This is a genomic window from Rothia nasimurium, from assembly GCF_004569295.1.
In the GTDB taxonomy this organism is placed as follows: domain Bacteria; phylum Actinomycetota; class Actinomycetes; order Actinomycetales; family Micrococcaceae; genus Rothia; species Rothia nasimurium_B.
Window position 1 is genome coordinate 1 of the sequence record NZ_SPQC01000114.1, and the last position, 407, is coordinate 407.

At 66.8% G+C, this 407-nt stretch carries 1 protein-coding gene; it reads left to right on the top strand.

The features are described 5' to 3' along the window. Positions 1-197 precede the first annotated feature (197 nt). Positions 198-407 (top strand): GntR family transcriptional regulator (locus tag E4U03_RS12625; RefSeq protein ID WP_135014064.1); only part of this gene is annotated, 210 nt, incomplete at its 3' end.

Sequence of the window (407 nt, forward strand, 5' to 3'; positions counted from 1 at the left end):
GCAGGCGTCGATGAGGAAGTCCCGGCGCTGTGCGGGGGTGAGGGAACGGAACTGGGGCAGTCGCGAGTCGGCAACCATGGAAGGCATCTCCTGGAGTCAAGAATCTGGTCGCCGGCCTGTAGGCAGACTGTACCCTTTGAGAAAGGTACAGTTTGCGCGAACAGTACCATCGCACTGCAACATGAACGGAGGCCGCCATGGCCCAGACCCCCACCAGCGCGCGGAGCCGCCAGGCCCCCATCGCGGAACGGCTCGCGGACCTGATCGGCCAGCAGATCGACGACGGCGTGTACCGGCCGGGCGACAAGCTGCCCTCGCTGCGCGAGCTGGCGCAACTGCACCGCTATGCCAAGAACACCGTGGTCGCCGCGTTCGACCTGCTGGTCTCGCGCGGCGTGGTGGAGCCG